The organism is uncultured Kiloniella sp. (assembly GCF_937128705.1).
Classification (GTDB): Bacteria; Pseudomonadota; Alphaproteobacteria; order Kiloniellales; family Kiloniellaceae; genus Kiloniella.
This window is the reverse complement of the sequence record NZ_CAKZMP010000386.1, coordinates 1-17,165: the sequence shown is the minus strand read 5'-3', so window position 1 is coordinate 17,165 and position 17,165 is coordinate 1. Positions and strand designations below refer to the sequence as shown.

Here is a 17,165-nt window from a genome sequence, read left to right as displayed (position 1 = left end):
CTTTTATGGCATCTTGTACCTTGCCCATACCTAACACATCATCCACCGGCACGCCGCTCGTAATGCGAACATTCTTCAGTAACTGCGGTAACGGGGTAAACCCACGAACGACTTCACTTGCTGGACGATCAGCCCTGATAACCGCAGCTAAAACCTGTAGGGCTGCAATCAAGCCATCTCCGGTCGTTGTGTGATCGCTGATCACCATATGACCGGATTGCTCACCCCCAAGATTGTACCCCTGCTCACGCATGGTCTGAACCACATAGCGATCTCCGACGGGGGTACGAATAAGCTCTAACCCAAGGTCATTCAGATATGTTTCCAGCCCCATGTTGGACATAACCGTTGCAACAACGCCGCCCCCCTTGAGAAGCTCACGTGCGTGAAGGGTCTTAGCAATGATTGCCATCACTTGATCGCCATCAACAATTTGACCGTGCTCATCAGCCAAAATCAAACGATCGGCGTCTCCATCAAGGGCAATGCCAATATCCGCACCGTGCGCGACTACTGCTTCCTGCATCAAAGTAGTCGCCGTCGCACCACAATCCCTGTTGATATTAAAACCATCCGGTGTCACCGCCACGGGAATAACGTCAGCACCCAGCTCATAAAGAACCGTTGGCGCAACCTTGTATGCAGCACCATTGGCGCAGTCGATAACAACTTTCATACCATCCAGGCGCAAATCTTTGGGGAAGGTATTTTTCACAAACTCAATATATCGCCCCGATGCATCATCCAGACGCCGTGCACGCCCCAGCTTCGTACTCGACGCGAGGGGAATTGACTTGTTGTCCTGTAGACGGGCTTCAATTTTAGCTTCAACATCATCGGACAGTTTAAAACCATCTGGGCCGAACAATTTAATCCCGTTGTCTTCAAAGGGATTATGGGATGCCGAAATCATGACACCCATATCCGCCCGCATAGAGCGGGTCAGCATCCCAACAGCAGGTGTTGGTACAGGTCCCAGAAGAACAACATCCATACCAACGGAAACAAAACCCGCTGTTAATGCTGGCTCCAGAAGGTAGCCGGACAAACGTGTATCTTTGCCGATCACGACTGTATGGCGATGATTACCGCGTTGGAAATGTGCTCCGGCAGCTTTGGCAACAGCCAGTGCAATTTCAGCTGTTACAGGCTCTTCATTCGCTTTTCCACGAATACCATCTGTTCCAAAGTATTTACGGCTCATCTCTTTTTTATAACTCCAACACCAACACTAATATTTTTTAAATATGCTTTTACACAGCCTGTCTTATAGCCTGTCCAATTGCAAAGGCTTGGCTTGTCTCTGCCACATCATGAACCCGGTACATCTGAACACCACGATCCAACCCTGCCAAAGCACAGGCAAGGGATCCCGCCACACGATCTTTTGGTTCTTCGCCTTGTGACAGCTTGCCTATGAAACTCTTGCGGCTAACGCCAAGTAAGACCGGGCATCCGATGCCATGCAAAAGAGATAAAGTATCCAATAATCTAAGATTATGATCCACAGTTTTCCCAAAGCCAATACCTGGATCAACTGCAATCATATCTTTTGAAATACCAGCATCCAAACAAGACTGAACACGTAATTGTAAATAGTCATAAATATCCAGAGCAGCATCCTGATAGAGCGGATTTGCCTGCATCGTTTCAGGGGTCCCCTGCATATGCATCAGAATAACAGGTACTTTTGCGTTTGCGGCAGCTTCCAGGCTTTCCGCATCACCTTCCAAGGCCGTGACATCATTGATAATAGCGGCACCAGCCTGCACGGCCTCCGTCATCACCTTTGCATGTCTGGTATCGATTGAAACCAAGGCGCCAGCTTCGGCGAGTTTTTCGACAACAGGAATAACCCGCCTCAACTCTTCGTCCAACGAAACGGGATCGGCACCTGGTCGCGTTGATTCCCCACCGATATCAAGAATTGTCGCCCCCTTGTCAATCATCCGCAAACCATCACCAACGGCTGTACCAGCAGAATAACGATCCCCGCCATCAGAAAAGGAGTCGGGCGTGACGTTAATAACAGCCATAACATGGGGCCTAGACATATCCAGACCCGCAAAAGAAGACCTTGGTTTCCCCAAAGTCGCCAAGAGATCAGATGCCGTAGAAGTTAAATCCGTATGGTTATTATCCGTTAACCACGGTAAAATCTCCGAAGTGGGCAGAACATGACGCTCGCGAATTTCTCCGGAAGAAGTTCTTATCGTCACTTCCGCAGCAGCAAAGCTGTTGCCATTCCCCATAAAGGGTAATGCCTTGCCAACAGAGCTTTGGGTGGAAGATATTCCAACCGGGCGAATATAGAGTTTATGTGACATGAGATACCTGTGGATATCTGTGTAAAACACCAAGGCCCCACAGAATGCGAGGCCTTGGTTTTATTAAATCAACATGACAGAAAAACGATCAGCTTTCAGGCTGAGGTTCTGGTGTTGCACCACCCTTGTCATCTTCTTCGTCATCGCGATGAACTTTTCCACTCTTTGGAACTGAAGTACGAGGTACATCAGAGCCATGATCAGAATTACTATCATCACTACGATCAATCTTGCCGTCTTTCAGAAGCTGTTTAACATCTTCACCAGATAGAGATTCGTATTCCAAAAGTGCTTTGGTGATAAGTTCCAGTTGATCACGGTGTTTTGTCAAAACATCACGAGCCTGCATTTCAGCCGTTTCGATAATGCTTCGAACTTCGTCATCAATCATTTTCTGAGTTTCACTGGAAACACCCATACCGTTATCACCGCCGCCGCCATAGCTAAATGGATCATCCTGGCGAGAAACATAACGCAGGCGACCCAGCTTTTCGCTCATGCCGTAAACCATCACCATGGAACGAGCCATGTTTGTCGCCTGCTGAATATCATTGCCAGCACCGGTCGTAACGTTGTCTGCGCCATAGATAAGTTGTTCAGCTTCGCGACCACCAAACATCATCGCAAGGCGCGCCTTCATTTCCATGACCTTATAACCAAGGCGATCTCGCTCTGGCAGGTTCATGGTCACACCCAGTGACTGACCACGCGGAATAATTGTCACCTTATGAAGAGGATCATTGCCCTTAACATGAATACCGACAAGAGCATGTCCGGCTTCATGATAGGCAGTCATTTCCCGCTCTTCATCCGTCATGACCATTGAACGACGCTCAGCACCCATCATTACTTTGTCTTTTGCATCTTCAAAGTCAGACATCGTAACAACACGCTTACCTGAACGGGCCGCAAGTAATGCAGCTTCGTTAACAAGGTTAGCCAAAGCAGCACCTGAGAAACCAGGTGTTCCCCGCGCAACAACACGCGCATCAACATCAGGCGCCAAAGGAACTTTACGCAGGTGAACCTTGAGAATTTTCTCACGCCCAAGAATATCTGGGTTTGTTACAGTAACCTGTCTGTCAAAACGTCCCGGACGCAATAGCGCAGCATCAAGAACATCAGGACGGTTCGTTGCCGCAATAATGATCACGCCTTCGTTTGATTCAAAACCATCCATCTCGACGAGAAGCTGGTTGAGTGTCTGTTCGCGTTCATCATTACCGCCGCCCATACCAGCGCCACGGTGACGACCGACAGCGTCGATCTCGTCAATAAACAGAATACACGGCGCATTCTTTTTACCCTGTTCAAACATATCGCGGACACGGCTAGCACCAACACCAACAAACATTTCGACAAAGTCAGAACCGGAAATAGTAAAGAAAGGCACATTTGCTTCACCGGCAATCGCCCGCGCCAACAACGTCTTACCTGTACCCGGAGGACCAACAAGCAAACAACCTTTTGGAATTTTTCCGCCCAACCGCTGGAATTTTTGAGGATCTTTCAGGAATTCAACAATCTCCTGAAGTTCTTCTTTGGCTTCATCAATCCCTGCTACATCATCAAAGGTGACGCGCCCTTGCTTTTCCGTCAGCAGCTTAGCCTTGGATTTACCAAAGCCCATAGCCTTACCGCTATTTCCCTGCATTTGGCGGAAAAGGAAAATCCACACACCAATCAACAGGATCATAGGGAACCATGAAATCAGAATCTGTATCAGTGTAGATCCCTCTTCCTTTGGTATTGCTTTTACGATCACGCCAGCATCACGCAGCGTTTCAACGAGCTTGGGATCATCAGGCGCATAGCTAGAGAACTGACGTCCATCACTGGAAACACCTTTGATTTCACGCCCCTGAATAGTAACAGAGGTAACTTGCCCAGATTCGACCTGGGTTAGGAACTCAGAATAAGCTACCTGTTGTTGCCCGCTCTGAGACGACGGCCCCTGAAACAAATTGAACAGGGCAAACAAAAGCAGGGCCACTACAATCCATAGGGCTGCATTACGGCTGAAATTCAAGGTAACGACCTTCCAAAAAATCTGTGCTGCACCCAAACAGGTCCAGCGAAATGAATCACTTCTTCCTAGAAGATAATGCGCTTACGCTCCTAAGCAACCGTAAAGGGCAACTGAATCAGCATATTTTTTGGTTCGAATCGCATTTTCATCTGAATTTCATCGATCCAGTCCGGATTCAGGTACTCCAAATGGGGAACGGTTATGATTTTATCCCCATGATAAACAGCTGGCAGGCTATATCGGACAAACCGGGAAACACTGACACTTTTTACTGCCGGATGTAACGCGCACAGGTCCTGCCACCCTCTTTCCCCCAATGTTTGCAACATTAGGTTATCATTTTTCATTTCGTCATTAACCTGCACAAAGAACCTGTTGTCCCAAAGACATTCCTGTCCAGGGGTTAACAACAACTTTGGCACCAACCTGTTCTCTCGAACAATAAAGATAACATCATCTTTTTTGATAATTTCACAGCCAGCAAGCGTCAGCTTAACCGAATCTGAACTCATCAAGGATTGAATCAAACGATCAAGCTTTATGGTTTTAGGAGAATAATCTCCTCCCCCAACGGTCAAAAGAGTGCGTTGTAGAGCTCTTTGGAATATTTCCGTTTGAATTTCCTCCGATTCGCTAAAATCAATTTCAGCGTATCCGATTGGATTCAGACGTACTCTTTGATCAATAAAAGCATCTGTTCTTTTTTGCAGAGATCGACGAATTCGCCCCAGACTACGGGTGATCCGCTCTAAACTGTTTTTTCTTACTCCCTGTCGCTCTAACAAAGGAAGTTGTTGTCGAATACGGTTTCTTAAATAATCTGCCCGCTGATTACTGGGTTCTTCAATCCACCCCCAGCCATGATGCCTTAAGGTTTCAAGCAAACGCTGTTTTGGAAAACCAAGTAAAGGACGGATAAGCGTCATTGCGCCGTCTTGCCGTTGCATAGAGATACCAGCCAAGCCATCAGATTTACTTTGCCTGACAAGGCGCATAAGGAACGTTTCAACCTGATCATCTAAATGATGTCCCAAGGCCAGAAAGAAAATTTCTTTCTCTCTACACCATTTGGAAATCAAATCATGCCGCGCTTTGCGCGCTCGAACCTGCGAGCTCCCCTTTTCTTCACTATCCGTCGCAAGAGAACGTGTAAGAATATCATGCTCAATTCCTTCAGCCGCAAGGCGTGCATGCACCCAATCTGCCTCAATGCCAGATTCGGGGCGCAGACGGTGATCGACAGTCACCGCAAGAAGTTCGCCACCTTTAGCTTTCACCCAATTCCTGAGCAATAGACAAAGTGCCATACTGTCCGCACCACCAGATACAGCAACCCCGATCCGAAAAGGATTTCGAGGAAGAGCAATCACAGACATCAGCTGTGCAAACTCTTCCTCTCTGATTGGCAGTGATTTGGAATCGGGCCTTGATTGCAGCACCTTTTCCGTCGGAAGATCACTCACTGGAAACTCTTTGCATCGAAGCTTAAGGGCAGTTCAAGCGTTGAGATTCCTGACCTGCACGTTGTTTAACAATCGCACTTGCATTGGGATAACGGTTCAAAAGCTCCCCAAAAGTACCACAAGCATCTGATGTATTACCAAGCGAAGAAAGCGAAAGACCAAGCTTCAAAAGATTATCTGGTGCTTTAGAAGAATTGGGATAGCGCTGGAAAGAATCTGCAAAGGTAATAGCGGCTTGCTGGTAATCACCGCGGACATAATAGGTTTCGCCCAACCAATAGGTCGCGTTGCCTGCAAGAGAATCTTCTGGATGATTTTCAACAAACTTAGAGAAAGCCTGTTCAGCCTCATCATAGCGGGCTTGACGAAGCAGACCAAAGGAATAGTCATACTGTTCTTTTGGTGTATCACCGGGAAGCGTATAGCTTGCCACTTCGTCAGAGCGTAGTCCGCCTTGGATCAAGCTTTGTGGTGACGCACTATCTACTGCGGTATTTGGTGCCGTTGCTGCCTGTTGTTGAGTGTTAAAATTATTCAAGTCTTCTGCGGGGATTGTTCCCAACACACCGGGTTGCCCGGATGCTGATGGCTGTCCCGTTGTTTGCTGGGCCTGTGAAGCTGTGTTGTTTGCAGCAAGAGGTGTTCCCTGTTGCACAGCCCCTACTTGTCGGCCATTTTCCAAGTTCTGCAATCGTAAATCCGTATCAGCAACAAGCTTATCCAGCCTTTTACCAAGCTGATCCAGACGGAAATTTACTTCCTCAAATTGCCCGGTCAGACCTCTCATCTGGTTTTCAACTTGGGAAAGACGAAGCTCTAGTCGTCCCGCATTAGCACCGCCACTATTCGAACCTACAGCAGCAAGCTCTTCGGCAGATGGCGTTTTACCCTGATAAACGTGTTGTTGTAGCGTCACCAGTTCACGTTGAAGGCGATCAATTTTATTAACCAATCCCTGTACTTGTGAATTTTGCGCCCAAGCACTCGCTTGCATTGCCATAACAACGAACGCAGCACCCGCGCCTAAACGAAACGTTTTCAAACTAACAGCCATCAATGACATTTTTTCTTGCACCCTTAAACGATAGTAGGTCCTGATTATATATAGCCTTATATTGGTGAGAATATGGCACACCAAATATCACACATATAAAAGCAGTAATTTAACAAAAAAATCCCGTTTGGTTTCATCAACCAAACGGGATTTTTAATAAGATCAGTCTATGCGCTTAGTTTACAACGAAGACTGCACGACGGTTCTGAGACCATGCTTCTTCGGTAGAACCGAGAACAGCTGGACGTTCTTTACCGAAGCTAACGACCTGAACACGATTCGGATTTACACCAAGAGCAACAAGGTAATCACGTACAGAGTTTGCACGACGCTCACCAAGAGCCAAGTTGTATTCACGTGTTCCACGCTCATCAGCATGACCTTCAACAGTCAGCGTCACAGCAGGATAGCTGTTCATCCAAACGGCAAGTGCTTCAGTAGTTTTCTGACCTTCGCCCTGAAGGTCGCTTTGGTCATAACCAAAGAAAACACGATCACCAACGTTTACAACGAGGTGTTCCAGAGAACCAGGCTGTGGCCCCTGAATGGATGAAGAACTTACAGAGGAGGACTGGTCAGTTGTACCAGTTGTTGCAGATGAACCATCGTTTGATCCGTCTGCATTGTTATCAGAATTGCTGGCACAAGCACTTAGGAACAGTGCGGCTGCAAACATTGTGAGCAACTTAAAGCGCATAATTTTTTCGCCCTCTCGAGTAATACCCGAATACTAAAATTGTTAGGTGATCTGTCTGAAACAACAGATCAACGAAGAAACTCAATAAACCCCCAGTTACACCGATTAAATCGGGAAACGTCCACGACTATAACGATATAACTGTTATTTATCAAGCATACAGCTTATTGCAATAGTGGAGACCAAGCCGGATCAACTCCATCAAGAGGCGTAACAACCTCTCTTTCGTTATATCCGGACAGATCAACCGTATAAACTTTGCTTTTCACCTTACCGCGACTATCGGACTTGCCTTGTTTGTAATAGGACAGAACGCGACCATTCGGTGACCACGTTGGTCCCTCTGCATGGTAACCTTCCGCAAGCATACGTTCACCTGATCCATCAGGCTTCATTACGCCGATATAAAACTTTCTACCGGAAAGACGTGTAAAAGCAATAAGATCACCGCGCGGGGACCAAACAGGTGTCGCGTAACGTCCTTTGTTAAAAGAGATTCTCTTAACATTTCCGCCGTTAATGTCCATTACATAAAGCTGCTGACTACCACCACGATCAGAGTTGAATACAACCTTAGATCCGTCAGGGGAATAAGACGGTGACGTATCAATAGCCGGATGATTTGTCAGACGCGAAAACTTTCTGGTCCGAAGGTCCATGGAATAAATTTCAGTATTCCCACGATCCGCAAGGCTCATCACCACAGAGTTTCCATCCGGAGAGAATCGCGGTGCGAAACTCATTCCTTTGAAGTTTCCAAGCGTTTCTTCGCGGCCTGTTTGTAGATCAAGCAGCTTTACCTTCGGAACATTCCCCTCGAATGACAAATATGTGATCTCTTGTGACGTTGGCGAAAAACGCGGTGTGAAAACATCAAATCTGCCATTTGTCAGGAATTTATGGTTGAAACCATCCTGATCCATGATTGCCAAACGTCTTTGACGCCGATTCTGCGGCCCTGTTTCTGAAACATAAACAACACGGGTATCAAAATACCCCTGTTCGCCGGTTAAACGTTTATAGATAGCATCAGAGATACGGTGGGCGATACGTCTCCAGTTCGTTCTGGTCGATGTATAGGAAAAACCAGTCATCATGTTTTCCGCATATACATCCCATAGACGGAATTCCACGCGAACTTTACCATCACCCTGAACACGGGCAGAGCCAGTCACTAGCGCCTGAGCATTGATCAAACGCCAATCCCCAAAACGTACACCGACGAGAAGAGAGCTCTGATCTTGAATAAATGCCTTATTGTCGATGGGCTTAAACAGCCCAGTCCGCTCAAGGTTTGCAGAAATCACCTCGGCAATATCACGCCCGATCAATTGCTCTTCCGGCTGTCCTCCGTTAAAATCTGCAACGGCAACGGGTAAAGGCTCTACAAAACCTTCGGTAATATTTACATTGATTTCAGCCTGAGCAGGAATAATGCCCGTCGCAATTCCCAACACACTGACCGCGGCAATCAGCAATCCGCGCGTTGCCTTTATTAACATCACTATTCTTCTCCCGTTCATTGCCCGAACATTTTTGACGGATCAAATCGAATATTAATCACTTTCCAGTCGGGATAAAGATCAACTGGAAACTTATAAGGTCCGCACTCAACAAGTGCTTTACTAAGTTCACTCGAAGCAGCGTTAAAGACACCATCATGATCGAATCTCTCTCGATCAACAACGATAACCTCTTCAACATTACCATCCCGAGACAACTTCATCGATAACTCAACAATAGTATCTAACGAAGAATTAGGGCTAAAATTTGTTTTCCAACATTCGCCAATTTCTTCAACAGAAGTAATTGGCTCTGCAACCGCGAAATCCTGCAAACACAAACAAAACCCACAAAACAACCATGACAAAGTATATCTATGATGAAGCCTTAAAATCACTGCCCAAACATCTTAGACGGATCAAATTTCAAGTTAACTGTTTGCCAATCACTATATAGGTTAGTTGGAAGTTTATAAGGCGCACAGCTAATCACAGCACGCCGAGCATTTTCAGCCGCAGTCCTGAAATAAGCATCTTTGTTAAACCTATTTTGATCAACAATCTTTACACTATTAATACTGCCGTCCTGGCGCATTTGCATAGAGATCTCTACGATCATTTCATCAGCTTGTAATGCACCAGCATCTACCCGCCAGCAACGTTTCATCTGTTGTTGAAGTGATCGTTGAATATCATTGATCTGCGCAGCGGAAGCACGTTGTCGTGTTGGCGTTGTTGGGGCCTTACCTTTGGTCGTGGTTTTCTTTGGTGCTGACTTCAGCTTATCCACATTTTTCAAGATAGACGTAAGCGCATCAACCTTTGGCTTCGGCTCTTCCTCTTTCTTCACGACTTCCGGTTTGGGTTCCGGACGTTTAGGCGGTTTTGGACGCGTCTTCGGTTTTGGCGGCAAAGCCTTTTTCACCTCTTCAGGTTCAGGCTCAATATTTTCAATAAGCTCCGGCTCTGGCGCTTCAACCTTCAAAGGTTCTGGTTCGGGTACAGGTTCTGGTTCTGGGATTGGCTCCGGCGCAGGCTCTGGTTCTGGAGCCGGTTCAGGTTGAGGCTCAGGTTCTGGAGCTGGCTCGGGCTCAGGTTGTGGCTCTGGTGTTGGCTCTGGCTGAGGTTCTGGTTCCGGTTTAGGCTCTGGTTCAGGAATCTCTTCCGGCTCGGGTTCAGGGATGTCCTGTTCAGGGGCTGGTGGCTTTTCCAAATCAAGCTCGGCAAGCACAACAAACTCGACAGGCACGACCTGCTCAGCAAGAAAGGGCTTGTTAAAGCGTGGTAATCCGAAAATTACAAACGCCAACAACGCCATATGCATTAATAAAGAAACAGCAATGCCTGTACGCATATTCTTAGCGACTACTTATTTTCTTTGGGTAATTCAGCAATCAAAGCGACCCTGTCATAACCCGCACTGTTAACAAGACTCATGACCTGCATGACCCGCCCGTAATCGATGGCTTTATCGCCCCGCACATAAACCCGCGTATCTGGTTTATTCTCAGTGATTGCATTCAAGCGAGGAACCAGCTGTTCTTCTGTCAATTTGGTTTCTTGCAGAAAAAGTTCACCCGTGGCGTTTACAGAAATAACCAGCGGTTCTTCGGAAGCATTCAAGGTTTTGGCCTGTGCTTTTGGTAAATCAACAGGCACCCCGACGGTCAAGAGAGGCGCCGTCACCATAAAGACAATCAGGAGCACAAGCATAACATCCACAAACGGCGTTACGTTGATATCACTCATAGGTTTGCGGCTGGAACGCTTCCAACGACCGCTGCCTTTGGATGCCCCCCCACCAAGTGTCGGCGCTGCCATTCTAGTGCTCCTCTAACTGACGAGAGAGAATCGCACTGAATTCACCTGCAAAAACTTCCAACCGAGCACCATAACGCCCGATATCACTGGATAGCTTATTATAGGCAAGAACTGCTGGAATAGCCGCGACAAGACCAAGCGCCGTTGCAAACAGAGCTTCTGCAATCCCGGGGGCAACAACAGCAAGGCTGGTGTTCTTTGACGCTGCGATCGAGGTGAAGGCATTCATAATGCCCCATACCGTCCCAAAAAGACCGATAAAAGGTGCAGAAGATCCGACAGAAGCGAGGAACACCATACCCCTTTCCAAGATATCCATTTCCCGGTTCAGGCTGATATCCATCACACGATCAATGCGCTGTTGCAAACTGACACGGGCGTGATCACTTCGGCTACCGTTGCCACGACTACTCGCTCGGCGCCATTCACGCATGGCAGAAATAAAAATACTTGAAACAGGATCAGAAGGCCGTTTTTCGATGCGATCATAAAGATCATCCAACGAACCGCCTGACCAAAATGCTTCATCGAACTGATCAGCCCGGCGACGCAAGCTGCGCAGTTTGACAATTTTATCAATCATGATTGCCCAAGACCAGATAGAGGCAATAATGAGGATAAAAATAACGATTTTTACAATCAGATCGGCTTGAAGAAATAATCCCCACACACTGAGATCATGAACGGCTGATGCCCCACCCAATGCAACGGAATCAACGACATTGCTACCAAGACCGACTGTCTCGACTGTTTCTACAACTTCATTTGCCATCGGCTTTGACAGCTCCTTTTAGCACCCTAAACTCATTCCCCAAACTTATACCCCGGGCTTACACCCCGAACTTACTCAAAGTTTGACTTATTTCTGATGGGATCCTTGCGGGTCCCCCCTTTTCGTCCACACAAGCGATACGGATATCACAGTGGACTAATAGAACATCGTTCCGATAAATAATCTGTTCAAATGAGAAGCTAGCGCCTTTCATCTGGGTAATTCTGGACTTAACAACCAACAAGTCGTCAAGATACGCTGGCTGTGCGAACTTAAGAAAGCAATCTTTTACGGCAAAAAAAAGGCCAAACCGCTTACTTAGATCGGTCTGTTCAAAATCTAGCAGCCTCAAAATCTCTGTCCGGGCTCGCTCTGCAAACTTCAAGTAATTGGCGTGATACACAATTTTGGCATTATCCGTATCTTCGTAATAAACACGAACGGGATAATAATGACTGCCTTTTTCAAACACCCCAGTTAGGGGAAGATCACAAATTTGTTTCATATCTGTCCCTGATCACCCGATTTCACTATTATCGTCTGGTCTATCTCCTGACGCTCCTGCACCGGATAGAAGATCCATTTGTGATGACCGACGGGCCTTGATCTCAACAGGCTCGTTCAAACCAAGGTATTTATACCCTGTGGAACTGAGTAAACGTCCACGTGGTGTTCGCTGTAAAAAGCCCTGCTGAATTAAATACGGTTCGATAACGTCTTCGATAACGTCTCGCTGTTCAGACAAAGCAGCTGCGAGAGTTTCAGCACCGACAGGACCGCCACCATAATTCTCTGCGATAACACGTAAGTATCGGCGATCCATGGCATCAAGGCCTTTTTCGTCAACATCCAAACGGCGGAGGGCCACATCCGCATCAGCCGCTTCAATCAACTCAACGCCCGCAACCGCAGCAAAGTCCCTTACCCGACGGAGCAATCGACCAGATACCCTTGGCGTTCCTCTTGCTCGGCGTGCAATTTCAAAGGCCCCATCATCACTCATCGGCGCTTCAAGAATTTTGGCCCCACGAGAAACAATCTGCTGTAATTCCTCTGGCTCATAAAATTGAAGCCTGAGCGGAATACCAAACCGTTCGCGCAGAGGCGTAGAAATCAATCCAGAACGAGTCGTAGCCCCGATTAACGTAAAGGGCGGCAAGTCAATTTGTACTGATCTTGCAGCGGGTCCCTCACCAATAATCAAATCCAGCTTGAAATCTTCCATCGCTGGATAAAGGATCTCTTCAACCACAGGCGACAAGCGATGAATTTCATCAATAAAAAGTACGTCGTGTGGCTGCAAATTCGTCAAAATAGCCGCGAGATCCCCAGCCTTGGCAATGACAGGTCCTGACGTCGCCCGAAAGCCAACGCCGAGTTCACGAGCAACCACTTGGGCCAAAGTTGTTTTTCCAAGACCTGGTGGACCGAAAAAAAGAACATGATCCAGCGCATCACCACGCTGTTTCGCCGCCTCAATAAAAATATGCAGGTTTTCGCGTAACTGGCGCTGCCCAATAAATTCACCGAGGCTCAGGGGACGCAAAGAATTTTCTGCGCCATCGCCTTCGGAAAATTCATTGGATACTAATCTATCGTCGTTCACCGCATTAACTCCGCAAGACCACCACGAATAAGTTCCTCAAGGGGCGTATCAGCCCCTTTCTCGCTGGATATTTTTGCAACTGCACTGTACGCCTCTGAACGTCGGTACCCCAAATTGACCAGGGCAGAAATTGCGTCTTCTGAAATCGCCATCGGCGTTGATGCAGGTTTACCTTCTGCCGCCGAACTATCAACAATCTCGCCTGACGTTCCAAGTGACAGCTTGGCAATTTTGTCTTTAAGTTCGTTCATGATGCGGATTGCTAGCTTGGGTCCAACACCATTTGCTCGGGTTATTGTGGTTTTATCCTGGGCAGCAATGGCAACAGATAGTTCATCGGGCGATATGGCCGACAAGATTGCAAGACCAACCTTTGCACCCACCCCCTGAACTGTTCCAAGCAAGAGATACCATTCTTTTTCAGCAGCTGTCGCAAACCCAAACAAGTGGATATGGTCTTCTCTGACATGGGTTTCGATCAACAGGCTTGTTACTTCACCTTCGCCGGGCAGAACAGAGAGCGTACGACTGGAACAAAAAACAATGTAGCCAACACCGCCAACATCGAGCATAACCCAGTCATCCCCTGTGGAATCAACCTTTCCGGTCAGCTTGCCGATCATCTAAACTTCTTCCCCCAGGTTTTGCCTGTTTTCTTCAAAGTTCTTGGGTCTTCAATCCCTGCTTTTTTCAAAGCGGCACTGATTGGATCTTCGGTTCCTTGGGCCCATTTTCTACCCGTTGAAGCATTATGGGCATGACAAATGGCAATCGCCAAGGCATCCGCAGCATCAGAAGAGGTAATTTTACACCCCGGCAACAGCCGTTCAACCATCATTTGAACCTGATCTTTTGTTGCGTGACCTGTGCCAACGACTGACTTTTTAACAATCATTGGCAAGTATTCACCCACAGGCAAACCAACCAACGCCGGAGTGATGAGGGCAATACCACGCGCCATACCAAGCTTAAGTGTTGAACTTGGGTTCTTGTTCGCCAGCGTTATTTCGACAGCGGCTTCATCAGGTTGATAATCAGCAAGAACGGCTTGAATGCCGTCGTGGATTTCCACAAGGCGTTTGGGAAGATCGTTCGTCGACAGCGTTTTCACAACACCATTTGCAATATGGTGTAGCCTGCTGCCTTCTGATTCGATAATTCCCCACCCGGTAAAACGAAGGCCGGGATCGATTCCAATGATCCGCATTATCTCTGGACCCGGCCTCCTTTTATGACTTAGCCATCTGTAAGTTTGGCCATAATTTCATCGTCGATTTCAAAATTCGCACTCACATTTTGAACATCGTCGTTATCATCAAGCGTATCAATCAACTTCAACATTGTTGATGCCTGATCTTCATTCAAGCTGATAGTATTTTGCGGCTTCCACTGTAGACCAAGCTCTGTCGGCGGGCCGAATTTCTCAATCAAGGCATCGCGAACATCCGCAAAATCACCTGGATCACAAATGATTTCGTGATCTTCGTCGGTGCTTTCAACGTTATCGGCACCCGCTTCAACCGCAGCTTCAAACATTGCATCAGCATCAGCAACAGATGCGGGATAGGTCAAAGAACCAACACGGTCAAACATGAAAGAGACACTGCCTGTTTCACCGAGGTTACCCCCAAGCTTGGAAAAGGCAGTCCGAACTTCCGATGCTGTTCTGTTACGGTTATCAGTCGACGCATCAACAATCACTGCGACGCCAGCCGGACCATAACCCTCGTAACGAACGTCTTCGTAGTTCGCGACATCTTCCCCACCAGCAACACGTTTGACAGCGCGATCAATGTTATCTTTTGGCATGTTCGCAGCACGTGCAGCCATGATGGCATTACGCAAGGTCGAGTTTTGTTCTGGATCAGGCAATCCAGAACGGGCTGCAACCATAATTTCGCGGGTGTGACGCGCAAAGATTTTTGCACGTTTTTTATCTTGGGCACCTTTGCGGTGCATAATGTTCTTAAATTGTGAATGGCCTGCCATGAGCAGAATTCCTAGCTCTTGTATTATTAAACGGTATTTTTAATTGCCTTCTAGCAGGATTTCGCGGCCAGAAGAAGCCCTAATAGAATTGTTTTCTTTTTTCGGCCACGCCAACACTAAATGATCATCCGCTATTATGCCCTTGAAACTTGATAAGCTTAACCAAAACCATTAACTAAAGTTTAAGTTAAAATGCATAGAGTAGGCTATCATTAACTAAAGAACGTGATATCTGGATCGGGTACACATCATGGCAGAGAAGTTTCACATCCTCGATTTCCCCGAGGACAATCAACTTGATGCAAAAGAGTTTTCAAAACTTGCTGAACAAGCTGCTGACCTGACAGAGGACTACGCATTTTATTCAAATCTGGACGCTTTAAACACGCTTCTTGAAACGGCAAGCCCCTTGCCAAAGCGCCCACTAAAAGCCGCTTCAAAAGTAGCGTCTATCGCCAAAGACACTCTTCAGCAAACCAATATGATGATTGATGAGGTTCAGCGTTTTAAAGCTCTATCAAAAAAAATCGCTAAACACTCCTAATTCAAGAGCGCTAATCAACCTATGGAATAGTTTGGGATCAGCGTCCTCCGACATTTACAGTTTCTAAACGAATAACGAGCCCCATTGTATCATCTTTTTCTATATTACACCACGGACTACGTTGCCCTTCCTCACATTGGATTGTTGGATTCTCTTTCATAGAACCAATCGCCAAAACATAATCGAGGTTCTACTCAAATCAACAAGGTTGGCTGGTATTACATACATATGGTTCCAACAAGAGGTCAAACTTTTCTACCCAGAAAGTACTCCATAATAGCTTTCTGGGTAACCGCTTCTCTGCAAGGTTTGACAAGAATGATAGCCCCCCCTAGTTGCCCATTATTTAGAATTTCAACTAACGAATTACTTTGCTCCGTCGATATTTGATGGCTTTAACACAGCATCGTCCTGATCGTGTTTTTTCTTTAAACCAACTTCCAATTTGCGAAGAAGGACATAAAAAACGGGTGTAAAAATTAGTCCAAAGACCGTCACACCGATCATTCCATAAAAAACGGCGACACCGATAGTCTGACGCATTTCTGCTCCTGCACCCTGGCTCACCACCAAAGGAAGAACACCCATAATAAATGCAATAGAAGTCATTAGAATAGGCCGCAGACGCAGGCTAGATGCTTCAACAGCAGCCTCAACAATTGATCTCCCCTCGCGCTCTAACTCACGAGCAAACTCGACAATCAAAATCGCGTTTTTAGAAGCAAGCCCCGCCAAAACAAAGAGTGAAATTTGCGTAAAGATATTATTATCCCCTCCTGTATATTTAATACCCAGCATTGCAGAGAGAATTGCCATTGGCACGATCAAAATCACTGCCAGAGGTAGAGTTAGGCTTTCGTATTGCGCCGCCAAAACAAGGAAGACAAGAAATAAACAGAGCGGAAAGATAAAGACCGCTGTGTTGCCAGCCAAAATTTGCTGATAAGTAAGCTCAGTCCATTCATAATCAATGCCTGGTGGAAGTGTCTCATCCAAGATTTTGACAATGGCGTCCTGCGCCTGACCAGATGAATACCCAGGTGCTGCATCCCCGTTGATATCAGCCGAACGATAGGCATTGTAACGCGAGGCTATCTCCGGACCAAATGTTTCTTCAACCTCTAACACAGATCCAAGAGGAATCATTTGTCCATCTAGATTACGGCTTTGCAAAGCAAGAATATCATCGGGTTCAGAGCGGAATTCCTTATCTGCCTGAGCAATTACTTGGTAAGTTCGCCCGAACTGGTTGAAGTCATTTACAAAACGAGAACCAAGGTAAACTTGCATAGTCCTAAAAACCTCTTCGACTGAGATTCCCAGACGCTCCGCTTTGGTACGATCAAGATTGGCAAAAAGTT

18 protein-coding genes are annotated in these 17,165 nt (G+C 46.8%); 1 reads left to right on the top strand and 17 read right to left on the bottom strand.

Going from position 1 to position 17,165, the window contains the following annotated elements; genetic code table 11:
- From glmM to Q0241_RS20040, 16 genes are all read right to left on the bottom strand, one after another.
- On the bottom strand, positions 1-1,204 hold a 1,204-nt coding region (gene glmM, locus Q0241_RS20115; protein WP_299380869.1), incomplete at its 3' end, for a phosphoglucosamine mutase.
- 49 nt (positions 1,205-1,253) lie between these two features.
- Complete coding sequence (gene folP, locus Q0241_RS20110; RefSeq protein ID WP_299380868.1) at positions 1,254-2,327, bottom strand: dihydropteroate synthase; 1,074 nt, start codon at positions 2,325-2,327, stop codon at positions 1,254-1,256.
- 88 nt (positions 2,328-2,415) lie between these two features.
- Entirely contained in the window at positions 2,416-4,356 is a 1,941-nt protein-coding gene (ftsH, locus tag Q0241_RS20105) for an ATP-dependent zinc metalloprotease FtsH (protein WP_299380867.1), read from the bottom strand.
- 89 nt (positions 4,357-4,445) lie between these two features.
- Positions 4,446-5,819 carry a tRNA lysidine(34) synthetase TilS gene (tilS, locus tag Q0241_RS20100; protein WP_299380866.1) on the bottom strand — a complete coding sequence of 458 codons (1,374 nt, stop codon included), beginning with the start codon at positions 5,817-5,819 and terminating at the stop codon, positions 4,446-4,448.
- A gap of 22 nt (positions 5,820-5,841) precedes the next feature.
- Positions 5,842-6,882 (bottom strand): tol-pal system protein YbgF, encoded by a 1,041-nt coding sequence (gene ybgF, locus Q0241_RS20095; protein WP_299380865.1) that lies wholly within the window; start codon positions 6,880-6,882, stop codon positions 5,842-5,844.
- Between the two features lie 166 nt (positions 6,883-7,048).
- A complete protein-coding gene (gene pal, locus Q0241_RS20090) occupies positions 7,049-7,570 on the bottom strand; it encodes a peptidoglycan-associated lipoprotein Pal (protein ID WP_299380864.1) in 522 nt (173 codons plus the stop codon).
- Positions 7,571-7,734: 164 nt separating this feature from the next.
- A complete protein-coding gene (gene tolB, locus Q0241_RS20085; RefSeq protein WP_299380870.1) occupies positions 7,735-9,072 on the bottom strand; it encodes a Tol-Pal system beta propeller repeat protein TolB in 1,338 nt (445 codons plus the stop codon).
- A gap of 17 nt (positions 9,073-9,089) precedes the next feature.
- Positions 9,090-9,407 carry a hypothetical protein gene (locus Q0241_RS20080; RefSeq protein WP_299380863.1) on the bottom strand — a complete coding sequence of 106 codons (318 nt, stop codon included), beginning with the start codon at positions 9,405-9,407 and terminating at the stop codon, positions 9,090-9,092.
- 59 nt (positions 9,408-9,466) lie between these two features.
- Positions 9,467-10,426, bottom strand: a complete 960-nt coding sequence (locus Q0241_RS20075) for a hypothetical protein (protein ID WP_299380862.1) — start codon at positions 10,424-10,426, stop codon at positions 9,467-9,469.
- Between the two features lie 11 nt (positions 10,427-10,437).
- Positions 10,438-10,893 carry a protein TolR gene (gene tolR, locus Q0241_RS20070; RefSeq protein WP_299380861.1) on the bottom strand — a complete coding sequence of 152 codons (456 nt, stop codon included), beginning with the start codon at positions 10,891-10,893 and terminating at the stop codon, positions 10,438-10,440.
- Between the two features lies 1 nt (position 10,894).
- The gene (gene tolQ / locus Q0241_RS20065) at positions 10,895-11,665 is read right to left on the bottom strand and encodes a protein TolQ (RefSeq protein ID WP_299380860.1); all 771 of its coding nucleotides are present in this window, start codon (positions 11,663-11,665) and stop codon (positions 10,895-10,897) included.
- Positions 11,666-11,723: 58 nt separating this feature from the next.
- The gene (gene ybgC, locus Q0241_RS20060) at positions 11,724-12,170 is read right to left on the bottom strand and encodes a tol-pal system-associated acyl-CoA thioesterase (protein WP_299380859.1); all 447 of its coding nucleotides are present in this window, start codon (positions 12,168-12,170) and stop codon (positions 11,724-11,726) included.
- Positions 12,171-12,182: 12 nt separating this feature from the next.
- Positions 12,183-13,271, bottom strand: coding sequence for a Holliday junction branch migration DNA helicase RuvB (ruvB, locus tag Q0241_RS20055; RefSeq protein ID WP_299380858.1), 1,089 nt, complete (start codon positions 13,269-13,271; stop codon positions 12,183-12,185).
- Positions 13,268-13,894: a Holliday junction branch migration protein RuvA gene (ruvA, locus tag Q0241_RS20050; RefSeq protein WP_299380857.1), complete on the bottom strand. Its 627-nt coding sequence runs from the start codon at positions 13,892-13,894 to the stop codon at positions 13,268-13,270. The genes ruvB and ruvA overlap by 4 nt, the downstream gene beginning before the upstream one ends.
- On the bottom strand, positions 13,891-14,478 hold the full coding sequence (ruvC, locus tag Q0241_RS20045) for a crossover junction endodeoxyribonuclease RuvC (protein ID WP_299380856.1): 588 nt from the start codon (positions 14,476-14,478) through the stop codon (positions 13,891-13,893). The genes ruvA and ruvC overlap by 4 nt, the downstream gene beginning before the upstream one ends.
- A 29-nt stretch (positions 14,479-14,507) precedes the next feature.
- Complete coding sequence (locus Q0241_RS20040) at positions 14,508-15,260, bottom strand: YebC/PmpR family DNA-binding transcriptional regulator (RefSeq protein ID WP_299380855.1); 753 nt, start codon at positions 15,258-15,260, stop codon at positions 14,508-14,510.
- A gap of 250 nt (positions 15,261-15,510) precedes the next feature.
- On the opposite strand from Q0241_RS20040, the gene Q0241_RS20035 reads away from it, so the two are divergent.
- Entirely contained in the window at positions 15,511-15,804 is a 294-nt protein-coding gene (locus Q0241_RS20035) for a hypothetical protein (protein ID WP_299380854.1), read from the top strand.
- Positions 15,805-16,170: 366 nt separating this feature from the next.
- On the opposite strand, the gene Q0241_RS20030 is transcribed toward Q0241_RS20035, so the two are convergent.
- A partial coding sequence (locus Q0241_RS20030; protein ID WP_299380853.1) for an efflux RND transporter permease subunit occupies positions 16,171-17,165 on the bottom strand: 995 nt, incomplete at its 5' end.

What these genes read in the sequence shown, in the direction of transcription:
- folP (WP_299380868.1), bottom strand. Translation starts at nt 2,327, where the DNA reads ATGTCACATAAACTCTATATTCGCCCGGTTGGAATATCTTCCACCCAA.
- ybgF (WP_299380865.1), bottom strand. Translation starts at nt 6,882, where the DNA reads ATGTCATTGATGGCTGTTAGTTTGAAAACGTTTCGTTTAGGCGCGGGT.
- pal (WP_299380864.1), bottom strand. Translation starts at nt 7,570, where the DNA reads ATGCGCTTTAAGTTGCTCACAATGTTTGCAGCCGCACTGTTCCTAAGT.
- tolB (WP_299380870.1), bottom strand. Translation starts at nt 9,072, where the DNA reads ATGTTAATAAAGGCAACGCGCGGATTGCTGATTGCCGCGGTCAGTGTG.
- Q0241_RS20075 (WP_299380862.1), bottom strand. Translation starts at nt 10,426, where the DNA reads ATGCGTACAGGCATTGCTGTTTCTTTATTAATGCATATGGCGTTGTTG.
- tolR (WP_299380861.1), bottom strand. Translation starts at nt 10,893, where the DNA reads ATGGCAGCGCCGACACTTGGTGGGGGGGCATCCAAAGGCAGCGGTCGT.
- tolQ (WP_299380860.1), bottom strand. Translation starts at nt 11,665, where the DNA reads ATGGCAAATGAAGTTGTAGAAACAGTCGAGACAGTCGGTCTTGGTAGC.
- ybgC (WP_299380859.1), bottom strand. Translation starts at nt 12,170, where the DNA reads ATGAAACAAATTTGTGATCTTCCCCTAACTGGGGTGTTTGAAAAAGGC.
- ruvA (WP_299380857.1), bottom strand. Translation starts at nt 13,894, where the DNA reads ATGATCGGCAAGCTGACCGGAAAGGTTGATTCCACAGGGGATGACTGG.
- ruvC (WP_299380856.1), bottom strand. Translation starts at nt 14,478, where the DNA reads ATGCGGATCATTGGAATCGATCCCGGCCTTCGTTTTACCGGGTGGGGA.
- Q0241_RS20040 (WP_299380855.1), bottom strand. Translation starts at nt 15,260, where the DNA reads ATGGCAGGCCATTCACAATTTAAGAACATTATGCACCGCAAAGGTGCC.
- Q0241_RS20035 (WP_299380854.1), top strand. Translation starts at nt 15,511, where the DNA reads ATGGCAGAGAAGTTTCACATCCTCGATTTCCCCGAGGACAATCAACTT.